Raw genomic sequence first — 21,662 nt, forward strand, 5'->3', positions numbered from 1 at the left:
ACGTTCGACAGCCGATATCCCATCTTCCCGCACAGGGGTCCGCCCCGCCCGGCGGATGCCGGACGGGGCGGAGCGGAGCAGGGGACTGCGGGGACTCAGGCGTCGCGAGACTGGGCGCGCAGCGCGCGGGCCAGGTCGTCGCGGGACTCCAGCACCAGCCGGCGCAGCGCGGGGGCCGCGTCCGGGCGGGCCTCCAGCCAGGCGTCCGTCGCGTCCAGGGTGGCCTGCGAGTCCTGGAGCACCGGGTACAGGCCCTTCACCACGTCGATGCCGATCTGGATCGAGCGCTCGGCCCAGATCCGCTCGATCGCCTCGAAGTACCGCCCGGTGTACGGGGCGAGCAGCTCCCGCTGCGAGGCCTGCTGCATGCCGTTGATGGTCGCCTCCACGAGCGCGTTCGACAGCGCGTCCGACTCGACCACCACCGCCCACGCCTGGTCCTTGACCGCTGCCGACGGCCGCGCGGCCAGGCAGCGCACCTGGTGCCGCTTGCCCGAGGCGGTGTCGTCGCGGACCAGCTCGGCCGCCAGCACGGCCTCGTCGACCACGCCGTGCGCGGCCAGCGGGAGCAGGAAGTCCCAGCGCAGCTCCTGGTCCACCTCCAGCCCGTCGATCCGGGCCGAGCCCTGCAGCAGCCCCAGCAGCAGCTGGAAGTCGCCCTCGCTGGCGGCGCTCGCCGCGAAGAACCGGGCCCAGGTCAGCTGGTGCTCGGAACCCGGCTCGGCCAGCCGCAGCTCGTGCAGCGCGCCGGCCGCCAGCTCCCGGCCGCCCTGCTCGCGCCAGTCGGGCGCCGTGTAGAGGGAGACCGCGGCCAGCGCCTGCGCGTGCAGCTGCTGGAGCACGCCGACGTCGCTCTCGCGGCCCGCGTGGGCCAGCACCAGCGACAGGAAGTCCCGGGCGGGCATCAGCGCGTCCCGCGTCAGGTTCCACAGCGCCGACCAGCACAGGGCGCGGGCCAGCGGGTCCGTGAGGTCGCCCAGGTGGCCGCGGAGGGTGGCCAGCGAGCCCTCGTCGAAGCGGATCTTGCAGTAGGTGAGGTCCTCGTCGTTGACCAGGACCAGGTCGGGCCGCTCCAGGCCGGTCAGCTCCGCGACCACCGTGCGGACGCCCGCCACGTCGGCCTCGGCCCGCGCGTAGCGCACCAGCGACCCGTCGGCCTCCAGCCGGTACAGGCCCACCGCCACCCGGTGGGGGCGCAGCTCGTCGCCCTCCTGGACCACGGCCAGTTCGGTCAGCCGCCCGGCCGCGTCCGTGGTCACCACCGGCGTCAGCGCGTTGACGCCCGCCGTCTGGAGCCAGGCCCGCGACCACTCGGCCATGTCCCGCCCGGAGACCTCGCCGAGCACCGACAGCAGGTCGTCCAGGGTGGTGTTCCCGTACGCGTGCGCCTTGAAGTAGCGCCGCGCGCCCTCCAGGAAGGCCTCCCGGCCCACGTAGGCGACGAGCTGCTTGAGCACGGCCGCGCCCTTGGCGTACGTGATGCCGTCGAAGTTCAGCTTGGCGTCCTCCAGGTCACGGATGTCGGCCGTGATCGGGTGGGTGGACGGCAGCTGGTCGGCCCGGTAGGCCCACGCCTTGCGGTTGTTGGCGAAGGTGACCCAGGCCTGGTCGAAGCGGGTGGCCTCGACCAGCCCGAAGGAGCCCATGAAGTCCGCGAAGGACTCCTTCAGCCACAGGTCGTCCCACCACTTCATGGTGACCAGGTCGCCGAACCACATGTGCGCCATCTCGTGCAGGATGACGTTCGCGCGCCGCTCGTAGGAGGCCTGCGTGACCTTCCCGCGGAAGATGTACTCCTCGCGGAAGGTCACCATGCCCGGGTTCTCCATGGCGCCGAGGTTGTACTCGGGCACGAAGGCCTGGTCGTACTTCCCGAAGGGGTACGGGTAGTCGAAGATCTCGTGGAAGAGGTCGAAGCCCTGCTTGGTGACGAGGAAGACGTCGTCCGCGTCGAAGTGCTTCGCCAGCCCCTTGCGGCACATCGCGCCCAGCGGGATCGTCAGGTCCCCGCGGGTGTAGGTGTCCGTGACGTAGTGGTACGGGCCCGCCACCACGCAGGTGATGTACGTGGAGATGGGCGCGGTCTCGGCGAAGCGCCACACCCCGCCCTCTCGGGACTCCTCCGCCCCGTTGCTCCACACGGTCCAGCCCTCGGGGGCCGTCACCTCGAAGCGGTAGGGAGCCTTCAGGTCGGGCTGCTCGAAGTTCGCGTACACCCGCCGGGCGTCCGCCGGCTCGTACTGGGTGTAGAGGTAGACCTCTCCGTCCTCCGGGTCGACGAAGCGGTGCATGCCCTCGCCGGTCCGGCTGTAGGCGCAGTTCGCGTCGACGACCAGGACGTTCTCGGCGGCCAGCCCGTCCAGGGCGATCCGCGACCCGTCGAACACGGCGGCCGGGTCGAGGGCGTGCCCGTTGAGGGTGACCGAGTTCACCGAGGGCGCGATCAGGTCCGCGAACGAGGAGGCGCCCGGTACCGCCGACCGGAAGCGCACGGTCGTCACCGAGCGGAAGGTCCGGGGACCCTCGGCCGGTTCGGCCTCGTCCACCGCGGACGTCAGGTCGAGGACCACCTCGTACCCGTCGACGGACAGCAGCTCGGCCCGCGCGCGGGCTTCGTCGCGGGACAGATTCTCACCGGGCACGTGGCACTCCTTCGTGCGTGATCGCTTCTTCGGCCGAATCCTCCCACGGGGGAATGCGTGCGGATCCGGCCCGGTTGGCCAGAAGGAACATGACGACAGACGCCCCGTGCGACGTGAGGAGAGACATGACCGACACCCAGGTTGGCGGGAAGACCCCGGTGGACTTCTGGTTCGACCCGCTCTGCCCCTGGGCGTGGATGACCTCCCGCTGGATGCTGGAGGTCGAGAAGGTCCGCGACGTGGAGGTCCGCTGGCACGTGATGAGCCTGGCCGTGCTCAACGAGGACAAGCTGGACGAGCTCCCCGAGCGCTACCGCGAACTCCTCGGCCCCAAGGGCTGGGCCCCGGTGCGCGTGGTGGTCGCCGCCCAGCAGAAGTTCGGCGACGAGGTCACCGGCAAGTTGTACACGGCCCTCGGCACCCGGATCCACAACGAGGACCGCGGCGCGACCCGCGAGGTCATCGCCGACGCCCTGGAGGCGGTCGGCCTGCCGGCCGAGCTGCTCGCCTACGCCGATTCCGACGAGTACGACCAGGTGCTGCGCGACTCCCACAACGACGGCATCGAGCGGGTCGGCCAGGAGGTCGGCACCCCGGTGATCTCCGTACCCGGCGCCGACGGCGAGGAGGTGGCCTTCTTCGGGCCCGTCGTCACCCCGGCACCGCGCGGCGAGGCCGCCGCCCGCCTGTGGGACGGCACCCTGCTGGTCGCCTCCACCCCGGGCTTCTACGAGATCAAGCGCACCCGCACCAAGGGCCCCAGCTTCGAGTAGCCCGTACCTCGGGAGCCCTTCCCGGAACACAGAAGACCCCCGTGAGTCACGTCCTCACGGGGGTCTTCCGCTGGAAACGCCCGCACGCGAAGGCTGAGAAGACGATCACGAGGCGGGCGGTCTGCAGGGTGCCGGTCAGCCCTTGGCGGGGATCAGCAGCGGGGTGTTCGCCTTGGCGTCGGCGTAGCGGCGGGACACGTCCTGCCAGTTGACGACGTTCCACATGGCCTCGATGAAGTCCACCTTCTGGTTCTTGTACTGCAGGTAGAAGGCGTGCTCCCAGGCGTCGAAGACCAGGATCGGCGTGCTGGCCACGCCGACGTTGCCCTGGTGGTCGTAGACCTGCTCGACGACCAGGCGGCCGCTGACGGGCTCGTACGCCAGGACGCCCCAGCCCGAGCCCTGCGTCGCGGAGGACGCGAAGGTCAGCTGCTTCTTGAACTTCTCGAAGGAGCCGAAGGACTCGGTGATCGCGTCGGCGAGGTCGCCCAGGCCGTCGGCCGCGGTCGGCACGCCGCCGCCCTCGCCCGTCTTCGGGCTGGCCATGTTGTGCCAGTAGATGCTGTGCAGGATGTGGCCGGAGAGATGGAACGCGAGGTTCTTCTCCAGCCCGTTGAGCGCGCCCCAGTTCTCCTTGTCGCGCGCCTCCTCCAGCTGCTCCAGCGTGGTGTTGGCGCCCGTGACGTAGGCCGCGTGGTGCTTGTCGTGGTGCAGCTCGATGATCTGCGGGTTGATCACCGGCTCGAGTGCCGCGTAGTCGTAAGGAAGCTCAGGAAGCGTGTAGATGGCCATGCGTGTGTCCGGTCCCCTCGGCGTGCCAATCGCTTATTGCAATCAATGCGCAACTGCACGCTAGCAGTATCTATTCCAGGTCACACATAAGGGTCACCTGCATACGAAGAGAGGCGGATCCCGTGTCGCACACGGGATCCGCCTCCGAGGGGGCCGGGGGGCTGCCGGGCCGTCAGCCCCGGCGCGCCGCCCGGCGCTGCACCACGTACCCGGCCGCCGCCAGGGCCACCGCCAGTCCGCCGGTGAAGAGCACCTGCGTCCGGGTGTCCTCGCCCACGGCCATCAGCACCAGCACCCCGGCCACCCCGGCCAGTGCCAGCCACGTCAGGTACGGGAAGCCCCACATCCGCACGGTCAGCTTCTCGGGCGCCTCCCGCTCCAGCCGCCGGCGCAGCACGAACTGGGAGACCGCGATGAAGCCCCAGACGACGAGGATGACCCCGCCGACCATGTTCAGCAGCCAGGCGAACAGGGTGTCCGGGTACCAGTACGACAGCAGCACCGTGACGAAGCCGAACCCGCAGGAGGCGAGCACCGCCCTGCGCGGCACCCCGCCGGAGACCTTGCCCAGCGCCTTGGGTCCCTGGCCCCGGGAGACCAGCGAGTGGGCCATGCGGGAGGAGCCGTAGATGTTGGCGTTCATCGCGGACAGCAGGGCGATCAGGATGACCGCGTTCATGATCTGGCCGGCCGCCGGGATGCCCAGGTGGTCCAGGGCCGCGGCGTACGGGCCCTGCTCGGTGACGGCCGGGTCGTTCCAGGGCAGCAGGGTGACGATGACCAGCATCGAGCCGACGTAGACGATCGCGATCCGCCACATGGTGGTCTTCACGGCCCTGGCCACGCCCCGCACGGGGTCGTCGGACTCGGCGGCCGCGATGGTCACCGTCTCCAGGCCGCCGTACGCGACGACCGAGGCCAGTACGCCGACGAGCAGGCCGTCGACCCCGTTGGGCAGGAACCCGCCCTCGTGCGCCAGGTTGGCGGTGCCGGGGGCGGAGGTCCCGGGCAGCAGGCCGAGGACGGCCAGCACGCCCAGGCCCAGGAAGAGGGCGATGGCGCCGATCTTCAGGGCGGCGAACCAGAACTCGAACTCGCCGAAGTTGCGCACCGCTCCCAGGTTGCTGCCGCAGAACAGCGCCATGAAGACCAGCACCCACAGCCACGACGGGGTGCCCGGGAACCAGCCCGTCATGATGTGCGCCGCGCCGATGGCCTCGATGGCCACGCCCACGCACAGCAGGATCCAGAACATCCAGCCCGCCGTGAAGCCGGCCCAGGGGCCGATCGCCCGCTCGGCGTGCACCGAGAAGGAGCCCGACGCCGGATTGGCCGCCGACATCTCGCCGAGCATCCGCATCACGAACATCACCAGCAGGCCCGACACGGCGTACGCGAGCACGATCGAGGGCCCGGCGGCCGCGATGCCGGCGCCGGAGCCGACGAAGAGGCCGGCGCCGATGATCCCGCCGAGGGCGATCATCGAGAGGTGGCGCTGCTTGAGGCCGCTGCCGAGGGGGGATCCGGGCGCGGACGGCCGCAGTTCGGGAGGCGTGATGGTGCTCTGACTCATGGACCCCAGTCTGCCGATCGTCCGTTTATCGGACGTTCGCTGTTCACCATCCGGACACTCGGCTCACGCGCCGTGACCGCGCACCCGCGCAGAACGCAAACGGCCCGGGACGGAAGTCCCGGGCCGTTCGGCCTGCGCGCGGCGGTGACGGGCTCTCAGCCCCGGCGCGCCCGCACCTCCCGGTACCAGGCCACCAGCAGCACGACCGCCGCCGCACCCGAGGACCACAGCAGCTGCGGCCGCGCCGAGTCGTCGAACAGCATCAGCACCAGCACCGCCGCCATCCCCGCCAGCGCCGCCCACGTCAGGTACGGGAACGCCCACATCGGCAGCGTCAGCCGCTCCGGCATCTCCCGCTCCAGCCGGGGCCGCAGCCGCAGCTCCGAGACCGCGATCAGCGCCCACACGAACAGCAGCACAGCGCCGACCGCGTTCAGCATGTAGAGGAAGACCGTGTCCGGCCACAGCAGGTTCAGCACCACCGAGGCGAAGCCGAAGACGACCGAGGCGAGCACGGCCCGCCGCGGCACCCCACCGCCCGAGACCTTCAGCAGCGCCTTCGGCGCGTCGCCCCGCTCGGCCAGCGAGAACACCATGCGCGAGGAGCCGTACAGGTTCGCGTTCAGCGCCGACAGCAGCGCCACGAACACCACGATGTTCATGATCTGCCCGGCCCCCGGGATCCCGATCGAGTCGAGGACGGCCACGTACGGGCTCTGGCCCGGCTGGATCGAGTCCCACGGCAGCAGGGTGACGATGACCAGCATCGAGCCGACGTAGAAGAAGAGGATGCGCCACACCGCGCTGCGCACCGCGCGGGACACCGACCGGGCGGGGTCGTCCGACTCGGCGGCCGCGATCGTGACGACCTCCAGGCCGCCGAAGGCGAAGACGACCGCGAGCATGCCGGCGACCACGCCGCCGATGCCCTGGGGGAAGAACCCGCCCTGACCGGTCAGGTTGGCCAGGCCCACCGGGTCCGTGTCGGGCAGCAGGCCGAAGATCGCCAGGGTGCCCAGGACCAGGAACAGCACGATCGCGCCGACCTTCAGCGCGGCGAACCAGAACTCGAACTCGCCGAAGTTCCGCACGGCGGCCAGGTTGGCGAGGGTGAAGACCACCATGAACAGCAGCACCCACACCCACTGGTCGACCGACGGCACCCAGCCGTGGGCGATCTTCGCGGCGCCGGTCGCCTCCACGGCGAGCACCACGACCAGCAGGAACCAGTACAGCCAGCCCGCCGAGAAGCCCGCCCAGCGCCCCAGGGCCTTCTCCGCGTAGACCGAGAAGGAGCCGGAGGCGGGCATCGCCGCCGACATCTCGCCGAGCGCCCGCATGACCAGCATCGCGAGCGCGCCCGCGAGCAGGTACGAGCAGATGATCGCGGGGCCGGCGATGGCGATGCCGGCGCCGGAGCCGACGAAGAGCCCGGCGCCGATCACTCCGCCGAGGCCGAGCATGGTCAGGTGGCGCTGCTTGAGGCTGTGGCTCAGGGGTTCCGGGGGCAGGCCGCCCTCGGTGACGGACGGTTCGGGCAGATGGTCGCGCATGAGGAGGTGCTCGTACTCTCGGTCGGCCAAGCGGCGCTGGGGGCTGCGCAAGGGATTGGCGGGACCCTACAGTCTGGCTGGAGGGCGCCCCTGGGAGCAAAAAGGATGTGTCGCCGGATGTTCCCCGTGATGGGGATCACTTCAACTCGGGTGTAAGGCGTGGGCTTTGTGTGGTCCCCACCAAACCGGACAGTATGCCTTTGTCCCGGCCGGCGGTGGGGCGGCGCGGCGGGGCGCACTAGCGTCACGGTGTCCTGTCGATCACCACCCCGCGGAGCCCCCTCATGAGCACTGCTTCCGTCTCCTTCCGGCCCGGCGCCGTCCTCGCCGACCTGCTGCCCGCGAGCCGCGTCCGCGACATCGCCCTCGTCGTCGGCGGAGCCGCGCTCACCGGTCTGGCCGCCCAGATCTCCGTACCCGTTCCCGGCTCGCCCGTGCCGGTCACCGGCCAGACCTTCGCCGCCCTGCTCGTGGGCACCGCCTTCGGCGCCCGCCGCGGCTTCCTCGCGCTCGGCCTCTACGCCGCCCTGGGCGCGGCCGGCCTGCCGTGGTTCGCGGGCGGCACCTCCGGCGCGGGCGGGGCCTCCTTCGGCTACGTCCTCGGCATGCTGCTGGCCGCCACCGTCGTCGGCGCCCTCGCGCGGCGCGGCGCCGACCGCTCGGTGCTGTTCACGGCGGGCACGATGGTGCTCGGCTCGGCCGTGATCTATGCGGTGGGCGTGCCGTACCTGATGGCCGCCACCGGGATGTCCCTGTCCGCGGCCGTCGCGGCGGGCCTGACCCCGTTCCTGATCGGCGACGCCCTCAAGGCCGCGCTGGCCATGGGCATGCTGCCGGCCGCCTGGAAGCTGGCCGGCCGCCGCGGCTGACCCCCTGCGGATTCCCCCGCCGGAGCCTGCGCAGCAGCCCCGGACCGCGAGCGGGCGGTCCGGGGCTGCTGCCGTGTGCGGGGCCGGTCAGACGGCGTCGGCCGGGGCCTCGACCTCGTTCTTGCGGCGGGCGTTGCGCGCCACGCCGATCGCGATCACGACGGCCGCGACGAGCAGGGAGTACAGCACCGTCTCGCGGTTGTCCTTGTCGTAGACCATGTAGCCCAGGACGAAGGTGATCATCGCGGCGGTCGCCCAGGTGAGGTACGGGAAGAGCCACATCTTGACGGTGACCTTCTCCGGGGCCTCGCGCATCAGGATCCCGCGCATCCGCAGCTGGGTCAGGCAGATGACCAGCCACACGAAGAGGGCGATGGCACCGGAGGAGTTCAGCAGGAAGTTGAACACCGTGTCCGGGGAGGTGTAGTTGAAGTAGACGGCGATGAAGCCGAAGACCACCGAGCCCAGGATGGCGACCGTGGGGACGCCGTTCTTGCTGGTCTTGGCGAAGGCCTTGGGCGCGTCGCCGCGCTCGCCCAGCGAGAACGCCATGCGGGAGGCGGTGTAGAGGCCCGAGTTCAGGCAGGACAGGACGGCCGTCAGGACGATCACGTTCATGATCTGGCCGGCGTGCGCGATGCCGATCGAGTCCAGGGCGGCGACGTAGGAGCCCTTCTTGACGATCGACTCGTCGTTCCACGGCAGCAGCGTCAGGACGATGAAGATCGAGCCCAGGTAGAAGACGCCGATGCGCCAGATCACCGAGTTGGTGGCCTTGGTGACCGCGCGGCGCGGGTCCTCGGACTCGCCGGCCGCCAGGGTGACGATCTCGCTGCCCATGAAGGAGAAGACGACCATCAGCACACCGGTGAGGACGGAGCCCCAGCCGTTCGGCATGAACCCGCCGGCGTCGGTGAGGTGGGCGAAGCCCGCGCCCGGGTTGTCCGAGCCCGGCAGCACGCCGAAGACGGCGAGCATGCCGATGACCACGAAGGCGCCGATGGCGACGACCTTGATGCCCGCGAACCAGAACTCGAACTCGCCGTAGGAGGCGACGGAGCCGAGGTTGGTGGCCGTCAGGACGACCATCACGATCAGGGCCCAGGCCCACTGCGGGACGGCCGGGACCCAGCCTTCGAGGATCTTCGCGCCGGCGGTCGCCTCGACGGCGAGCACGACGACCCAGAAGAACCAGTACAGCCAGCCGATGGAGAAGCCGGCCCAGCGGCCCAGCGCCCGGTCGGCGTAGGCGGAGAAGGAGCCCGAGTTCGGGCTGGCGGCGGCCATCTCGCCGAGCATCCGCATCACGAAGACGACCATGGCGCCGACGAGGAGGTACGAGATCAGGATGGCGGGGCCGGCCTTGGCGATACCGCCGCCGGAGCCGACGAACAGGCCGGCGCCGATGACGCCGCCGATGGCGATCATGGAGAGGTGGCGGTTCTTGAGACCGGCCTTGAGACCGTCGGAGGGCTGTGCGGAGCCGGGTTCGCCGGTCGGGCCGCCTGCCTTCTGCAGGGTCGTCGTCGTGCTCATGGACGAATCCTTAGGTTCTCGGGTGGAGAGTTCCGGCATTCAAACCCGATTTCCGTCCAGTACGGAAGACCTTCTTCCGATGGTTACCCAAGGCCCCCATCCCGGGATCAAGGTCCCGACCCCTCCCGTCTGCGTTCTTTGGGTTTACTTGAGGTTTAGAAGTGATTTATGCGACACCCCTCCGACCTCTCTCGAGGTCGCGCATGCCACACTCGACCCATGCGCGTGTATCTCGGATCCGACCATGCCGGCTTTGAGCTCAAGAACCACCTCGTGGACTGGCTCAAGAACAACGGCCACGAGCCCGTCGACTGCGGGCCCCACATCTACGACGCCGTGGACGACTACCCGCCGTTCTGCCTGCGCGCCGCGGAGAAGACCGCCGCGGACGCCGACAGCCTCGGCATCGTGATCGGCGGCTCCGGCAACGGCGAGCAGATCGCCGCCAACAAGGTCAAGGGCGTCCGCGCCATCCTCGCCTGGAGCGTGGAGACCGCGAAGCTCGGCCGCGAGCACAACAACGCCAACGTCATCTCCGTCGGCGGCCGCATGCACACCCAGGACGAGGCCACCAGCTTCATCGAGGCCTTCCTGGCGACCCCGTACTCCGACGAGGAGCGCCACACCCGCCGCATCGACATGCTCTCGGCCTACGAGCAGACCGGCGAGCTCCCCCCGATCCCGGCCCATCACCCGCAGGACCAGTAAGGCCCCCCGTGCCGCCGGACGCGCGTCGTCCGGCGGCACGCAGTCCGTCGGACCCCGTGACGAAGCGACGTAGGAGCAAGGCGTGCCCGAGGGCCATACGATCCACCGCCTCGCCCAGGACCACGCCGAGCGCTTCGCCGCCCGCCCGGTCCGGGTCAGCAGCCCCCAGGGACGCTTCGCCGACAGTGCCGCCCTCCTCGACGGACGCGAGCTGGAGAGCGCCGAGGCGCACGGCAAGCACCTCTTCCTGGAACTCGGCGACGCCTGGATCCACATCCACCTCGGCCTCTTCGGCAAGCTCGGCTTCGGCCCCGCCCCGGCCCCGCCGGCCACCGACACGGTGCGGCTGCGCCTGCTGAACGACGACCACTACGCGGACCTGCGCGGGCCCACCGCCTGCGCCCTGGTCACCGGGGCCGAGAAGAAGGCGATACACGACCGCCTGGGCCCGGACCCCCTGCGCCCGGCCGACGACCCCGCCCGCGCCTGGTCCCGCATCTCCCGCAGCCGCACCACCATCGCCGCCCTGCTGATGGACCAGAAGATCATCGCGGGCGTCGGCAACGTCTACCGCGCCGAAGTCCTCTTCCGGCACGGCATCGACCCCTACCGCCAGGGCAGGGACCTCACGCGCACCGAGTGGGACGCGATGTGGGCCGACCTGGCCGAGCTGATGCGCGAGGGCGTCCGCAGGAACCGCATCGACACCGTCCGGGACGAACACCTCCCGGAGGCCATGGGCCGCCCGCCGCGCGTCGACGACCACGGCGGAGAGGTGTACGTCTACCGCCGGGCGGCGCTCCCGTGCCACATCTGCGGCACGGAGGTCCGCACGGCCGACCTCGCCGCCCGCAACCTCTTCTGGTGCCCCGTCTGCCAGCAGCGCTGACGGCGCGGGAGAGGGCCGCCGCGTCGGGCGCCCCCTCCCGGCGGAACCGGGTCAGAAGCCGTGCGGGAGCCACGGGGCGACGTCCCCCGCGAAGGCCCGCGAGGCCTCCCGCACCGCCCCCGGCCGGAGCTCCCGGACGCGGCCGGCCGCCGCGAGGGAGGTCAGCGCCACCCCGCCCAGGTACGCCGAGCCCAGCTCCCGCACGGACAGAGCCAGCTCCGCCGCGTCGTCGCTGCGCACGCACCGCGCCCCGGACCCGTCGGCCGTCAGCCGCCACCGCCCCGCGTTCCACGGGCAGAACGCGTCCTCCACCTCCATCACCACGTCCACCGCGGCGCCGTACCCCCGCGCCTCCAGCGCCCCCGGCAGGTCCACCAGACGCAGGTGCAGCGCGTCCCGCTGCCGCGCCCGGATCCGCCGGACGTCGTTGACCAGGTGCAGCAGCGGATCGTCCACCGGCCGCCCGTACACCCGTACGTGCCAGGTCAGGTCGATCTCGAACAGGTACCGCCACAGCGCCGCGTACGCCGCCGGATCCACCGCGTTCACCTCGCCGACCAGCACCTTGCCGTCCGACCCGGTCGGCTCCCAGTCCGGCCGCACCCGGTAGCGCGCGTAGCCGACGACCGCGCCGTCCGCGTCCTCCGCCACCACGCACTTCAGCGGCGACGCGCCCTGCCGCATCGACTCCGGGTCCAGCAGCCCCTGCCGCTCCCACCCCGGCTGCCGGGCCGGCATCCCCGGCCGGCCCGGGACCAGCGCGGCGTACACGCGCTCGCAGTCCGCCAGCGCCTTCGCCGGGTCCACCAGCCGCAGCCGCACCGCGTCCGTCCCCGGCGGCACGTCCAGCCGTACGCGGGTGGTGTCGATGTCGAACGACAGGGCGTGGGCGGCCGTGCCGTAGCCGAAGCGTCCGTAGATCTCCGGCTCGGAGGCCGTCAGCACGGCGACCGGCTCGCCACCCGCCCGGACGTCGTCCAGCTGGCGCCGCATCAACGAGGTCAGCACGCCCCGCCTGCGGTGGGTCGGCGCCACGCCGACCATGGTCACGCCCGCCGCCGGGACCACCGCCCCGCCCGGCACCGACAGCCGGAAACCGAACGCCCCGGCCGAACCGACGCAGGTCTCCCCGTCCCAGACGCCCAGCGAACGGTCGAACTCCGTCAGGGAGCGGTAGAGCGTCCGCTCCTCCGGCGATTCCGGCACGCCGCCGAACGCCAGTTCCAGATGGTCGTACCAGACATCCCACTCAGCAGACTGCAATACGCGCGTATCAAGAGCCATGGGGCCATCCCTACCAGGGCAATACGGCCCGGTCGACCTGTTTTCGGGCACGCGGGGACCGGCGGAACGGGGGTACCCCTGCGCGCACACAGCCATGATGGATAGGGTCCCGATGCAATGGCCGGAGCACGTGTCGAGACGCTCAGGGCCCGGACGCGCATGCTGTCGCACCGGGCTCGCACCGCTCTGCGCAAATCCGCCGTCGACTACTTCCGCGGGGACGCCTCCGACTGGCTGGCCTTCGCCGGCCTCCTGCTGACGGTGCCCGCCATCGCCTGCGGCACGCTGATGCTGCCCGTCTGGTTCTCCCCGTCGGCGCTCGTCCTGCCCATCGTGGCCGGCGGCCTGCTGCTGCGGCCCGCCAGCCTGCTCGGGCTCTACGCCGCCTCCGCGACCGCCCTGATCGTCGAGGCCCTCGTCCTCGGCCCGTACACCGAGGGGCCGGCCCGGGTCACCCCCGGAACCGTCCTCGTCGTCGCCGCCTGCGGCTTCTTCGGCCTGATCATCGCCCAGTTCCGCAGCCGCGTCGGCGTGCCCTGGCGGCGCGGCGGCACCATGCTCTTCGACCTGCGCGAACGCATCCGGGTCCAGAGCAAGCTGCCCGCCCTGCCACCGGGCTGGCACCGCGAGATGGCCCTGCGGCCCGCCGGCGGCCAGTCCTTCTCCGGGGACTTCGTCGTCGCCGCCCGCACCAACGGCGGGCGCACCCTGGAGGTCGTCCTCACCGACGTCTCCGGCAAGGGCATGGAGGCCGGCTCCCGGGCCCTCCTCCTCTCGGGCGCCTTCGGCGGCCTCCTGGGCGCCCTCCCGCCCCAGGACTTCCTGCCCGCCGCCAACGGCTACCTGCTCCGCCAGGACTGGGACGAGGGCTTCGCCACCTCCATCCACCTCGTCCTGGACCTGGAGACCGGCGACTACGAGCTCCTCTCCGCCGGTCACCTGCCCGCGCTCCAGCTGTCCGCCGGCACGGGCCGCTGGCAGGAGAAGTCCGGCGAGGGCCCGCTCCTGGGCGTGTACGACGGCGCCGAGTTCGAACCGGCCCGCGGCAGCCTCCGCCCCGGCGACGTCCTGATGCTCTTCACCGACGGCCTGGTCGAAACCTCGGACCGGGAGATCAGTGAGGGCATCGACCGGCTGACGGGGGAGGCCGACCGGTACGTCGCGGCGGGCTGGGAGGGCGCGGCGTGGCACCTGATCGAAAAGGTGGCCAAGGACGTCAACGACGACCGGGCCCTCCTCCTGATCCGCCGCGCCCCGTATTGACGGGCGGCTCGGCGGCGCGGCGCCTTCCCGGCACCGGCCGGGACAGATCGCCGCGTGGCCACTGGGGGACCGCTGCGCGGGGCGACGTCCCCCACCCGCCCTTCCACCGCTCCCCGGGCTCCGGGCGGACCCGTTCCGAGCGCTCCGCGCCCGGTGCGCTCGAACGCCGCGGGGTCCGGCGCGGAGCCCCAGGTCTTTCACCCCGCCGGCGTTCGAGCCGCGGGTCCGGGCAGCGCCCGGAGGACCGCCCCGGCGGCAGGGCTCGGCGTTCCGGGCCACTGCGTGGCGATTGGCACGTTCCCGGCGCCGCCGCCGGGGCTACCGTCCGCCCATGGACGCCACCCTCGCCGCCGACCTCGCCCGCCTGCCCGCCCTCCTCGACGCCACCCGGCACGCCGCCGCCGAGGCCCTCGCCGGTCTGGACGCGCGCCCCGTCGTACCCCCGCAGGACGGACCGCCCGCCCCCCGCCCCCTCCCCGCGCACGGTTCCGGCGCCGAGGCCGCGCTCGCCGACTTCCGGGCCCGCTGGGAGCCGCTGCTCTCCGCCTCCGCCGGCCCCCGCTACCTCGGCTTCGTCACCGGCGGCGCCACCCCCGCCGCCCTCGCGGGGGACTGGCTGACCGCGGTCCACGACCAGAACTCCAACTCCGCCATGGACGGCGCCGGCCAGCACCTGGAACGCGAGACCGTCACCTGGCTGCGCGGGCTCTTCGGGCTTTCGGCCGCCCACACGGGCACCTTCGTCAGCGGCGCCACCCTGTCCAACACCGTCGGCCTCGCCGTCGCCCGGGAGTGGCTCGGCGAGCGCCTCGGCGTCTCCCCGGCCGAGGACGGCGTGGCCGCCCTCGGCCCCGTCCGCGTCCTGTCCGGCGCCCCGCACTCCTCCATCGCCAAGGCCCTGTCCGTCCTCGGCCTCGGACGCGCCGCCCTCGTCCCGGTGCCCACCCTGCCCGGCCGCGAGGCCGTCGACCCCGCCGCCCTGGACCGCGCCCTCGCCGACACGCCCGGACCTGCCGTCGTCGTCGCCAACGCCGGCACCGTCAACACCGTCGACTTCGACGACCTCCGGGCCGTCGCCGCACTCAAGGACCGCCACGACTTCTGGCTGCACACCGACGCCGCCTTCGGCGCCTTCGCGGCCCTCTCCCCGGAGCACGCCCACCTCACCGCGGGCCTCGACGCCTCCGACTCCGTCTGCGTCGACCTGCACAAGTGGCTCAACGTCCCCTACGACAGCGCGGTCCAGTTCACCCGCCGCCGCGACCTCCAGGCCCGGGTCTTCGCCAACTCCGCCGCCTACCTCGGCCCCCTCGGCGCCGACCCCGACCTGGTCCACCTCACCCCGGAGAACTCCCACCGGCTGCGGGCCCTGGCGGCCTGGTTCACCCTGCGGGCCTACGGCCGCGAGGGCCACCGCGAGATCGTCGAACGCGACACCGCCTGCGCCCGCGAGCTCGGCGAGCTCCTCGGCCGCGACCCGGCCCTGCGCCTGCTCGCCCCCGTCCGCCTCAACGTCGTCTGCTTCACCCTCGCCCAGGACCCCACCCCCGAACGGCTGGCCGCCCTGCGCGCGGCCGTCTCCGCCGAGGTCTTCGTGACCCCCACCGTCCTCGGGGGAACCCCCGCCCTGCGCGCCGCGTTCTCCAACTGGCGTACGACGCCGGCCGACGTACGCCGGGCCGCCGAGGCCCTCCGCCGGGCAACGAAGGAGATCGCATGACGGACCGCAGCCGCTTCCTCACCCTCGCCGAGGTCGAGGCCCTGGCCCGCTCGGCGCACGAGGGGCAGACCGACAAGGCCGGCCGGCCCTACGCCGAACACCTCGCGGCCGTGGCCGAGGGCGTCCGCCTGCGCGGCGGCAGCCCCGCCCAGCAGGCCGCCGCCTGGCTGCACGACTCCGTCGAGGACGACGCGCTCAGCGGCGGGCAGCTGGCGGAGGCCGCCCTGCCCCAGGAGGTCAAGGACATGGTCCTGGCGCTCACCAAGCGCCCCGGAGAACCGCTCGAGGAGTACACCGCCCGCATCCTCGCCACGCCCGGAGCCGTCCTCGTCAAGGAGGCCGACCTCGCGCACAACGCGGATCCCGTACGCCTCTCCGTGCTGGACGCCCCCACCCGCGACCGGCTGACCGCGAAGTACGCCCGCGTCCGCTCCCTCCTCGGCATCACCACCCCCTGACCTCCCGCCCGGCGCTCCTTCCGTGCCCGAAATGTGCCCGGTTCGCGACCGCTTGGCGGGAAAGACCCGTCGGCGATTCGTCACGAGGCGGATAGGCGGGCCCGGTTGGTGGGAGGATGGTCCATGTGGGGGTGTGCACGGGCGTACGCCCCGGGCCGGCCAGGGGACGACCGAAGGTGTGATCAGAAGTGGCCATTTCGCTGTCAGTGGTGGTTCTGTTGGCGGTCATCCTGGTGATCCTGATCCGCGGCAAGCACATGAAGGCGGGCCCGGCGATCGTCGCCGTCCTCTTCGGCTTCTTCCTGGCGTCCAGCTCCATCGCCCCGGACGTCAACCGCTTCCTGAACTCCCTCGCCGACACCATCGCCGGCATCAAGCTCTGAGGTCCGAAGGAATGGGATCCGGGGATCGCGCTCCCCGGGAGGGCGCCGCACAACGCGTCAGGGCCGGGCCGAGGAGACGTCCTCGACCCGGCCCTGAGCCGTTCAGAGCGGGTGACGGGAATCGAACCCGCGTAGCTAGTTTGGAAGACTAGGGCTCTACCATTGAGCTACACCCGCAACGCGCGCCACAGGTCCGAGGACCGCGGCAACGGACAGCATCCTAGCGGGTCGCACCGGGGGAGTGCACACCGCTTTCGAGCGCCGTGTCCCCGCCCGCGGCGCGCTCGCGTGCGCCCGGCGGGAAAACAGGGGGCGTCGGAGGGTTTTCGGGCGTGTACCCTACGTGTCGCACCGACGGGGTGTGGCGCAGCTTGGTAGCGCGTCCGCTTTGGGAGCGGAAGGTCGTCGGTTCGAATCCGGCCACCCCGACCACCAGCAGTGCCACCACGAAGATCGCGTTGTGGGCTGATTGCCGCTTGCGGTTACTATGCAAGCTGCGTGCCCGTGTGTCTGATGTACCGGGCCGAATCCGCCGAGGCCGCTGAACAGCAGCGTTCCGGCAGAACCCCCAGCAGTCAGCCACAAGGAGACCGAACCGTGAAGAGCGCCGTGGAGACCCTGAACCCGACTCGGGTTCGGCTCACTGTCGAGGTGCCCTTCGAGGAGCTCAAGGACAGCCTCGACGCGGCGTACAAGAAGATCAACCAGCAGGTCACGGTGAAGGGCTTCCGCAAGGGCAAGATCCCGGCCCGCGTCATCGACCAGCGCTTCGGCCGCGGTGCGGTGCTGGAGGAGGCCGTCAACGACGCCCTCCCGAAGTTCTACACCGAGGCCGTCAACGAGGCCGACCTGAACCCGCTGGGCCAGCCCGAGGTCGACATCACCGAGCTGAAGGACGGCGAGCTGCTGGCCTTCACCGCCGAGGTCGACGTCCGCCCCGAGATCGAGATCCCGGACTACTCCGGCATCGAGGTCGAGGTCGACGCCATCGAGGTCTCGGACGAGGACGTCGAGAAGTCGGTCGAGCAGCTGCGCAGCCGCTTCGCGTCCACCAAGGACGTCGAGCGCGCCGCCGCCGAGGGTGACGTCGTCACCATCGACCTGGAGGCCAAGGTCGACGGCGAGGTCCTCGAGGACGGTGTCGCCACCGACGTCTCCTACACCATCGGCTCGGGCGAGCTCCTCGACGGCATCGACGAGGCCGTCAAGGGCCTCGAGGCCGGCGGCGAGGCCACCTTCACCTCGCAGCTGAAGGGCGGCTCCGCCGAGGGCAAGGACGCCGAGGTCACCGTCAAGGTCTCCAAGGTCTCCGCCCGCGAGCTGCCGGAGCTGGACGACGAGTTCGCCCAGATGGCGAGCGAGTTCGACACCCTCGACGAGCTCAAGGCCGACAGCCGCAAGCGCCTCGAGAACATGAAGCAGTACGACCAGGCCACCCAGGCCCAGGAGCGCGTGCTGGAGAAGTTCCTCGAGCTCGCCGAGATCCCCGTCCCGGAGAAGCTCCTCGAGGACGAGGTCAACACCCGCAAGCACAACCTCGAGCACCACCAGCTCGGCCAGATGGGCCTGAACATCGAGAAGTTCCTCGAGATCCAGGGCAAGACGGTCGAGGAGTTCGACGCCGAGACCCGCGAGCAGGCCGTCAAGGGCATCAAGACCCAGTTCCTGCTGGACGCCCTGGTCAACAAGGAGAAGCTGGGCGTCAACCAGGAGGAGCTCACCGAGCACCTCATGCGCCGCGCGCAGTCCTCCGGCATGTCCCCCGACCAGTTCGCCCAGGCCGTCGTCGAGGGCGGCCAGGTCCCGATGCTGGTCGGCGAGGTCGCCCGCGGCAAGGCCCTCGCGGTCGTCGTCGAGGCCGCCAAGGTCGTCGACACCAACGGTGAGGTCATCGACCTGTCCGACGACGAGGACGAGCTCGAGACGGCCGCCGAGGTCGTCGAGGCCGCCGTCGAGGGTGACGACGAGGCGAAGGCCGACGAGGCCAAGTAACACCCCGGGCGAAGCCCGCTGAGCAGTGCCGCGAAGGGCCCGTACACAGGCGTGTACGGGCCCTTCCGCACGCGCCCGGAAGGCCCCCGGGAGCTTGCGCTCCGAGCGAACAGTTCGGGAAGCGGGATGGCGTTGTCCGACCTGCGCGTTAGGGTCCATGAATACGAGGGCACGGGACTACCCGTAGCCGGCGGGGCATCGCACCACCGGCCGGTCCGCGCCCCAGAACGAGACGCTGAGACGGCATGCGGCCGTCGGAGACGAGCAGGTGGATACGTGACGAATCTGAAGCCTTACGCCGCGGGTGAGCCGTCCATCGGTGGCGGCCTCGGCGACCATGTCTACAACCGGCTGCTCGGCGAGCGCATCATCTTCCTCGGCCAGCAGGTCGACGACGAGATCGCCAACAAGATCACCGCGCAGCTCCTCCTCCTGGCGGCGGACCCGGAGAAGGACATCTACCTGTACATCAACAGCCCCGGCGGCTCCGTGACGGCCGGCATGGCGATCTACGACACCATGCAGTTCATCCCGAACGACGTCGTCACCATCGGCATGGGCATGGCCGCCTCCATGGGCCAGTTCCTGCTGACCGGCGGCACCCCGGGCAAGCGCTTCGCGCTCCCGAACACCGACATCCTGATGCACCAGGGCTCCGCCGGCATCGGCGGCACCGCGTCGGACATCAAGATCCAGGCCCAGTACCTGCTGCGCACCAAGCAGCGCATGGCCGAGATCACCGCCCACCACTCGGGCCAGACCGTCGAGGCGATCATCCGCGACGGCGACCGCGACCGCTGGTTCACCGCCGAGGAGGCCAAGGAGTACGGCCTCATCGACGACATCATCGCGGCCGCGTCCCTCGCTCCGGGCGGCGGCGGCACCGGGGCCTGACCGCCCCGGGCCCGGCGTACGGCCCCGTACGCCCGCAGGCCGCTCCAGGCAACCCCAGCCCGCTGAACGCCACCAGGATGGTGAACACCCAGATGCAGAACAACTTCTCCGCGAGCGGCCTCTACTCCGGCCCGCAGGTGGACAACCGCTACGTCGTCCCGCGCTTCGTCGAGCGCACCTCGCAGGGTGTGCGCGAGTACGACCCGTACGCGAAGCTCTTCGAGGAGCGCGTGATCTTCCTCGGCGTGCAGATCGACGACGCCTCCGCCAACGACGTCATGGCGCAGCTGCTGTGCCTGGAGTCGATGGACCCGGACCGCGACATCTCGATCTACATCAACAGCCCCGGCGGCTCCTTCACGGCGCTGACGGCCATCTACGACACGATGCAGTTCGTGAAGCCCGACATCCAGACGGTCTGCATGGGCCAGGCGGCCTCCGCCGCCGCGGTCCTGCTCGCCGCCGGCACCCCGGGCAAGCGCATGGCCCTCCCGAACGCCCGCGTGCTGATCCACCAGCCGTCCGGCGGCACCGGCCGCGAGCAGCTCTCCGACCTGGAGATCGCGGCCAACGAGATCCTGCGCATGCGCGACCAGCTGGAGACCATGCTGGCCAAGCACTCGACCACGCCGATCGAGAAGATCCGCGACGACATCGAGCGCGACAAGATCCTCACGGCCGAGGACGCGCTGGCCTACGGGCTGATCGACCAGATCGTCTCGACCCGCAAGATGAACGCGGCCTGATCCTTGCCGTCAGTTGGCGCGGCCGCACCGCAGGTTTCTGCGATGTGAACCGCGTCAAGGGGGCCCCGTACGGGGCCCCCGGCAAGGTACCGTCGGATATGAGGCACCAGGAGCGCTGAACCAAGCGTCTCCCAGGCGAAGGGGAAGCACCTCGTGGCACGCATCGGTGACGGCGGCGACCTGCTCAAGTGCTCGTTCTGCGGGAAGAGCCAGAAGCAGGTGAAGAAGCTCATCGCAGGACCCGGTGTGTACATCTGCGACGAGTGCATCGACCTCTGCAACGAGATCATCGAAGAGGAACTCGCGGAGACCTCCGAGGTCCGGTGGGAGGAACTCCCCAAGCCCCGTGAGATCTACGAGTTCCTGGAGAGCTACGTCGTCGGCCAGGAGCCGGCGAAGAAGGCGCTCTCGGTAGCGGTCTACAACCACTACAAGCGCGTCCAGGCCGGCGAGAACGGCGGCGCGCAGGGCCGTGACGACGCGATCGAGCTCGCGAAGTCCAACATCCTGCTGCTGGGCCCCACGGGCTCGGGCAAGACCCTGCTGGCCCAGACGCTGGCCCGCATGCTGAACGTCCCGTTCGCCATCGCCGACGCGACGGCGCTGACGGAGGCCGGGTACGTCGGCGAGGACGTGGAGAACATCCTCCTCAAGCTGATCCAGGCGGCCGACTACGACGTCAAGAAGGCCGAGACCGGGATCATCTACATCGACGAGATCGACAAGGTCGCCCGCAAGAGCGAGAACCCGTCGATCACGCGCGACGTCTCCGGCGAGGGCGTGCAGCAGGCCCTCCTGAAGATCCTGGAGGGCACGACGGCGTCCGTTCCCCCGCAGGGCGGCCGCAAGCACCCGCACCAGGAGTTCATCCAGATCGACACGACGAACGTGCTCTTCATCGTGGGCGGCGCCTTCGCCGGCCTGGAGAAGATCATCGAGTCGCGTGCGGGAGCCAAGGGCATCGGCTTCGGGGCGACGATCCGCTCGAAGCGGGAGATCGAGGCGAGCGACCAGTTCCAGGAGGTCATGCCGGAGGACCTGGTGAAGTTCGGGATGATCCCCGAGTTCATCGGCCGTCTGCCCGTCATCACCTCGGTCCACAACCTGGACCGCGAGGCGCTCCTCCAGATCCTGGTCGAGCCGCGCAACGCGCTGGTGAAGCAGTACCAGCGGCTGTTCGAACTCGACGGCGTGGAACTGGACTTCGAGCGCGAGGCCCTGGAGGCCATCGCGGACCAGGCCATCCTCCGCCAGACGGGCGCGCGCGGTCTGCGCGCCATCATGGAAGAGGTCCTGATGTCGGTGATGTACGAGGTCCCGTCCCGCAAGGACGTGGCCCGCGTGGTCATCACGGCGGACGTCGTCCGCTCGAACGTCAACCCGACCCTCGTCCCCCGCATCGTCCCGAAGGACCAGGGCCCGCAGGAGAAGTCGGCGTAGCCGCAGATCCCTGAACACGGAAGGGGCGCCCCGGACCTCCGGGGTGCCCCTTAGCTTGATCTTTATCCTCGCTGCTGTTTCAGGCGGATGTGTTCGGTGAGGGTTTCGGCTCGTTTCACGGTCTTCCCGGGTTCGTGTCGTGGGGCT

General features: G+C 71.0%; 18 protein-coding genes and 2 tRNA genes. 13 read left to right on the forward strand and 7 right to left on the reverse strand.

Annotated elements, in window-relative coordinates; genetic code table 11:
- Positions 1–95: 95 nt before the first annotated feature.
- Positions 96–2,642, reverse strand: coding sequence for an aminopeptidase N (gene pepN, locus AB0469_RS34995; RefSeq protein ID WP_366455551.1), 2,547 nt, complete (start codon positions 2,640–2,642; stop codon positions 96–98).
- A 125-nt stretch (positions 2,643–2,767) separates the two neighbouring features.
- Here pepN and AB0469_RS35000 point away from each other — a divergent pair, with 125 nt between their 5' ends.
- The gene (locus AB0469_RS35000) at positions 2,768–3,415 is read left to right on the forward strand and encodes a DsbA family protein (protein ID WP_366455553.1); all 648 of its coding nucleotides are present in this window, start codon (positions 2,768–2,770) and stop codon (positions 3,413–3,415) included.
- Between the two features lie 135 nt (positions 3,416–3,550).
- Here the strand turns inward: AB0469_RS35000 and AB0469_RS35005 are convergent, their stop codons facing one another.
- From AB0469_RS35005 to AB0469_RS35015, 3 genes are all read right to left on the reverse strand, one after another.
- Entirely contained in the window at positions 3,551–4,207 is a 657-nt protein-coding gene (locus AB0469_RS35005) for a superoxide dismutase (protein ID WP_042815220.1), read from the reverse strand.
- Between the two features lie 172 nt (positions 4,208–4,379).
- On the reverse strand, positions 4,380–5,780 hold the full coding sequence (locus tag AB0469_RS35010; RefSeq protein WP_366455554.1) for an amino acid permease: 1,401 nt from the start codon (positions 5,778–5,780) through the stop codon (positions 4,380–4,382).
- Positions 5,781–5,935: 155 nt separating this feature from the next.
- Positions 5,936–7,333 (reverse strand): amino acid permease, encoded by a 1,398-nt coding sequence (locus tag AB0469_RS35015; protein ID WP_366455555.1) that lies wholly within the window; start codon positions 7,331–7,333, stop codon positions 5,936–5,938.
- A gap of 284 nt (positions 7,334–7,617) precedes the next feature.
- Between AB0469_RS35015 and AB0469_RS35020 the strand changes: the two genes are divergently transcribed.
- Complete coding sequence (locus AB0469_RS35020; RefSeq protein ID WP_366455556.1) at positions 7,618–8,202, forward strand: biotin transporter BioY; 585 nt, start codon at positions 7,618–7,620, stop codon at positions 8,200–8,202.
- 87 nt (positions 8,203–8,289) lie between these two features.
- Here AB0469_RS35020 and AB0469_RS35025 read toward each other — a convergent pair whose 3' ends face one another.
- Positions 8,290–9,738, reverse strand: a complete 1,449-nt coding sequence (locus tag AB0469_RS35025; protein ID WP_366455557.1) for an amino acid permease — start codon at positions 9,736–9,738, stop codon at positions 8,290–8,292.
- A gap of 219 nt (positions 9,739–9,957) precedes the next feature.
- Between AB0469_RS35025 and AB0469_RS35030 the strand changes: the two genes are divergently transcribed.
- Positions 9,958–10,446, forward strand: a complete 489-nt coding sequence (locus tag AB0469_RS35030; protein WP_045946306.1) for a ribose-5-phosphate isomerase — start codon at positions 9,958–9,960, stop codon at positions 10,444–10,446.
- Positions 10,447–10,528: 82 nt separating this feature from the next.
- Complete coding sequence (locus tag AB0469_RS35035) at positions 10,529–11,335, forward strand: DNA-formamidopyrimidine glycosylase family protein (RefSeq protein WP_366455558.1); 807 nt, start codon at positions 10,529–10,531, stop codon at positions 11,333–11,335.
- A gap of 51 nt (positions 11,336–11,386) precedes the next feature.
- Here the strand turns inward: AB0469_RS35035 and AB0469_RS35040 are convergent, their stop codons facing one another.
- On the reverse strand, positions 11,387–12,619 hold the full coding sequence (locus AB0469_RS35040; RefSeq protein ID WP_366455559.1) for a GNAT family N-acetyltransferase: 1,233 nt from the start codon (positions 12,617–12,619) through the stop codon (positions 11,387–11,389).
- Between the two features lie 117 nt (positions 12,620–12,736).
- On the opposite strand from AB0469_RS35040, the gene AB0469_RS35045 reads away from it, so the two are divergent.
- The 4 genes from AB0469_RS35045 to AB0469_RS35060 all read left to right on the forward strand — a co-directional run bounded on the left by AB0469_RS35045 (position 12,737) and on the right by AB0469_RS35060 (position 16,443).
- Positions 12,737–13,882, forward strand: a complete 1,146-nt coding sequence (locus tag AB0469_RS35045; RefSeq protein WP_366455560.1) for a PP2C family protein-serine/threonine phosphatase — start codon at positions 12,737–12,739, stop codon at positions 13,880–13,882.
- 331 nt (positions 13,883–14,213) lie between these two features.
- Positions 14,214–15,602: a pyridoxal-dependent decarboxylase gene (locus AB0469_RS35050; RefSeq protein WP_366455561.1), complete on the forward strand. Its 1,389-nt coding sequence runs from the start codon at positions 14,214–14,216 to the stop codon at positions 15,600–15,602.
- Entirely contained in the window at positions 15,599–16,060 is a 462-nt protein-coding gene (locus AB0469_RS35055; protein WP_366455562.1) for an HD domain-containing protein, read from the forward strand. The genes AB0469_RS35050 and AB0469_RS35055 overlap by 4 nt, the downstream gene beginning before the upstream one ends.
- A gap of 188 nt (positions 16,061–16,248) precedes the next feature.
- On the forward strand, positions 16,249–16,443 hold the full coding sequence (locus tag AB0469_RS35060; RefSeq protein WP_030229627.1) for a hypothetical protein: 195 nt from the start codon (positions 16,249–16,251) through the stop codon (positions 16,441–16,443).
- 106 nt (positions 16,444–16,549) lie between these two features.
- Here the strand turns inward: AB0469_RS35060 and AB0469_RS35065 are convergent.
- Positions 16,550–16,620 (reverse strand) — tRNA-Gly (locus AB0469_RS35065).
- Positions 16,621–16,798: 178 nt separating this feature from the next.
- Between AB0469_RS35065 and AB0469_RS35070 the strand changes: the two genes are divergently transcribed.
- The 5 genes from AB0469_RS35070 to clpX all read left to right on the forward strand — a co-directional run bounded on the left by AB0469_RS35070 (position 16,799) and on the right by clpX (position 21,515).
- Positions 16,799–16,875, forward strand: a tRNA-Pro gene (locus AB0469_RS35070).
- Positions 16,876–17,040: 165 nt separating this feature from the next.
- Positions 17,041–18,435 (forward strand): trigger factor, encoded by a 1,395-nt coding sequence (gene tig / locus AB0469_RS35075; protein WP_366455563.1) that lies wholly within the window; start codon positions 17,041–17,043, stop codon positions 18,433–18,435.
- Between the two features lie 276 nt (positions 18,436–18,711).
- The gene (locus tag AB0469_RS35080) at positions 18,712–19,329 is read left to right on the forward strand and encodes an ATP-dependent Clp protease proteolytic subunit (protein WP_365145081.1); all 618 of its coding nucleotides are present in this window, start codon (positions 18,712–18,714) and stop codon (positions 19,327–19,329) included.
- Positions 19,330–19,406: 77 nt separating this feature from the next.
- Positions 19,407–20,075: an ATP-dependent Clp protease proteolytic subunit gene (locus tag AB0469_RS35085; RefSeq protein ID WP_045947945.1), complete on the forward strand. Its 669-nt coding sequence runs from the start codon at positions 19,407–19,409 to the stop codon at positions 20,073–20,075.
- 153 nt (positions 20,076–20,228) lie between these two features.
- On the forward strand, positions 20,229–21,515 hold the full coding sequence (gene clpX / locus AB0469_RS35090; protein WP_030297265.1) for an ATP-dependent Clp protease ATP-binding subunit ClpX: 1,287 nt from the start codon (positions 20,229–20,231) through the stop codon (positions 21,513–21,515).
- Positions 21,516–21,662 lie beyond the last annotated feature (147 nt).

Origin of the sequence: Streptomyces sp. NPDC093801, from assembly GCF_040701585.1 — a bacterium.
In the GTDB taxonomy this organism is placed as follows: Bacteria; Actinomycetota; Actinomycetes; order Streptomycetales; family Streptomycetaceae; genus Streptomyces.